Source organism: Pseudomonadota bacterium (genome assembly GCA_026388215.1).
GTDB lineage: Bacteria > Desulfobacterota > Syntrophorhabdia > Syntrophorhabdales > Syntrophorhabdaceae > JAPLKF01.
In genome coordinates this window covers 1-2,334 of the sequence record JAPLKF010000193.1, presented here as the reverse complement: position 1 = coordinate 2,334, position 2,334 = coordinate 1, and the positions used below count along the sequence as shown (strand labels likewise).

At 43.5% G+C, this 2,334-nt stretch carries 3 protein-coding genes; all 3 read right to left on the bottom strand.

The annotated features are described in order from the left end of the window. Window positions 1-243: 243 nt before the first annotated feature. Complete coding sequence (locus tag NTU69_10350; GenBank protein MCX5803910.1) at window positions 244-651, bottom strand: type II toxin-antitoxin system VapC family toxin; 408 nt, start codon at window positions 649-651, stop codon at window positions 244-246. Further along, window positions 648-878, bottom strand: a complete 231-nt coding sequence (locus NTU69_10345) for an AbrB/MazE/SpoVT family DNA-binding domain-containing protein (GenBank protein ID MCX5803909.1) — start codon at window positions 876-878, stop codon at window positions 648-650. The genes NTU69_10350 and NTU69_10345 overlap by 4 nt, the downstream gene beginning before the upstream one ends. Window positions 879-1,266: 388 nt before the next feature. Next, a partial coding sequence (locus NTU69_10340; GenBank protein ID MCX5803908.1) for a S1 RNA-binding domain-containing protein occupies window positions 1,267-2,334 on the bottom strand: 1,068 nt, incomplete at its 5' end.

Genomic DNA, 2,334 nt, shown 5'->3' with positions numbered 1-2,334 from the left:
CCGTGCGTCAATGTACCTCCGCATATGGGGGTCACACACCTATACCACGAGCTACGAGCCATCAGCTATTAGCTCAATTGATTGACTTTTGAAGATTTGAACCTGTGACCTTCCTGTCCTGTGTCAAGGACCGACGCCTATGCTTTTACATAAAAATCATGCGGATCACGTTCTAAATCCCTCCTTCTGCCTCTCTTTGAAAATCCACATATCAAACCCACTTTTTTAGCTGTGGTTACAGAATTAAAATATCCATAAAATTTTTACTTCACTTTCCACTTGTTTGAAATCTTCATCACCCGTTACCAATTCAGCTTTGCAGAGTTTCGCTAATGCAGCTGCGAAACAGTCGGCATAGGACATTTTTTTAGTTGCCTTATATTCAGCAGCTTTCTTTGTAATCTCTAAATCCACCGGAACTATTTCTATGGGTAAGGTTGATATAAGATGGGAGGTTTCATCTGCGCGTTTCTGCCCTTCTTCTCTTAAGGTAATATAATAAACTTCCCCCCAGTTCACTACAGAAAGGAGAAGGTTCTTACCGGAATCCCTTGCTGATTTGAAAATCTCAATCATAGTATCAGTGCCTTTTTCACCTTCAAGATAGGCTATGAGACTATATGCATCGAGAACCCTCAGCGCCACCTTCACAGTTTGCGCTCCCTTGCCTTTTCTTCTTTCAAGGCCTTAAGGAGCTTTCCCTTTGTACCTGTGATTCCGGCCATCTTTTTTATGTATTCATCTGTAATCGGCTTGATGACTATTTCTCCATCTCTCTCAAAAAAGGTAACCTGAGTCCCTTGCTTTATTCCCAGCTTTCGACGTAGTTTTGATGGAATCACTACCTGACCTTTTGTTGTAACAATCGTCTTATCCATATTTTCTCCTTCTAACAATTTTTTAAAAGTATACCTTATTTGAAAATGTAAGTCAATAATTATTTGTAATACCTATTTTTAAGTATATCATTATAAAAGTGCAGGTAATTGGAGAAATAATGGGGTCAGGTTGAATTATTAGTTTTCCCCCTCCATCCTTCATCCCCCCAACATTAGCAATGAGCAAAAGGCGCAGAGCAATGAGTTTTGTACCTCGTCCCTCGTCCAAGTCCCGCTTCAGGCGGGACGATCGTCCTTCGTCCCGCGTGATTTCAATCCCCTACCCTTTTATAAAAGATTCTAACCCCATGAAATGAATAATGCAAATGATTTTGTGCGGGGTAACGTGATCAGTATTTGAAAATAATGGTAAACAATGAAACGTGGATTACTTGTAAGCCTGAGGTTTGACCTTTTTATCGCCTGCTTTCTGCTTTTTTGTCTCGTTGTTCTTATCCATCGCAGCCCTTAGGAGTTCTCCTAGGTTTCCAAGACCACTTCCGGTTGACTCATCTTTCATGACTTCACCCCTGTATTGGTTAAGCTCTTCCTGCTCTAATTTTTCAGCCACGCCACTCCGGCTCAGGATCATCCTGTTTCGGATTACATCGACTTCCTTTACAATGACCTGCATTCCCGTTCCAACAGGGAACATCCTGTTATGATTGGTACCACGCGGGGTACCCATCTCTGAGTTGGGTATAAAACCGGCTATCCCGTTGTTCATCTTCAGGAGCACACCGGATGGTAAGGCTTTCCCCACAATGCCGTCAAGGATATCGCCGACCTGAGGCATGGCAATCATTTCGGATTCCAGTTTTTGTTCCATGGAAAGGGATATTCTTTTGCTCTTAATATCTACTTCCCGAACATAGACTTCTACAAGCTGACCCACTTCAACAACTTCTTTGGGGTGTTTGATCCGTCTCCCTGCACCAAATTTTGAGATATGAATCAACCCGTCCACTCCTGGTTCAAGGTTGACAAAAGCGCCATATGGTGCAAGACTCACAATCGTTCCATAGACCAGACTATCAACGGGATATTTTTCCGCTGCATTTAAAAAAGGATCCGGTTGCGTTGCCTTGAGGCTTAAGGTGAGGCGGTTTTTCACCCAGTCGAGGGCGATGATTTTTACGGTAACTTCCTGCCCAACAGACAGGGCATCTTCTGGTTTTTCAATTCTCTCCCATCCTATCTCGCTTAAAGGAATGAGGCCATCAATGCCGCCAAGGTCAACAAAGGCGCCAAATCTTTGAATGGACCGAACCGTTCCGGTTAGCTCCATTCCAACTTCAAGGGTCTGCCTGATATTGTCACGTTTAATCTGCTGCTCCTCTTCCAGGAGGGCTCTTCGTGAAAGAATAATGTTACGGCCGTCTTCTTCGTATTCGAGCACCTTGAAAGGAAAAGTCTGACCGAGATATGCATCCTTTTCACGGCTTCCCTTGAGGTC

What these genes read in the sequence shown, in the direction of transcription:
- NTU69_10345 (MCX5803909.1), bottom strand. Translation starts at nt 878, where the DNA reads ATGGATAAGACGATTGTTACAACAAAAGGTCAGGTAGTGATTCCATCA.